Source organism: Faecalibacterium sp. DFI.5.82, assembly GCF_029076575.1.
In the GTDB taxonomy this organism is placed as follows: Bacteria; Bacillota; Clostridia; order Oscillospirales; family Ruminococcaceae; genus Faecalibacterium; species Faecalibacterium duncaniae.
In genome coordinates this window covers 1-306 of sequence record NZ_JARFIS010000612.1, presented here as the reverse complement: position 1 = coordinate 306, position 306 = coordinate 1, and the positions used below count along the sequence as shown (strand labels likewise).

The 306-nt window shown below is 66.7% G+C and carries 1 protein-coding gene; it reads left to right on the top strand.

The features are described from left to right. The coding region (locus P0G09_RS18110; protein ID WP_275253364.1) for an SNF2 helicase associated domain-containing protein at window positions 1-306 on the top strand (306 nt) is incomplete at both ends.

The window sequence follows — 306 nt, the reverse complement described above, 5'->3', positions numbered from 1 at the left end:
GCTGGACCGGGCCGAAAGCGCACGGATGCGGCCCGCCCTTGAGGCGCTGTGCGGCAAGAGCCTGTTCTTTACCACCGGGGATGCCACCGCCTTTTGCAGCTACGTCCTGCCGGAGCAGGGCAGCAGGGTGACCATTGAGGACCCCGAACGCCTGCTGCTGAATCAGATCCCGCTGGAGCCGGTGGTGCAGTTTTATCTCGACGCGCCCACGCGGGATACGGTGCGGGCGCACCTTGAATTTTTGTACGGCGAGGACCGCGTCACACCGGAGGTACCGGGGCCTGCCGGTCTGCTGCGGGATGCCCG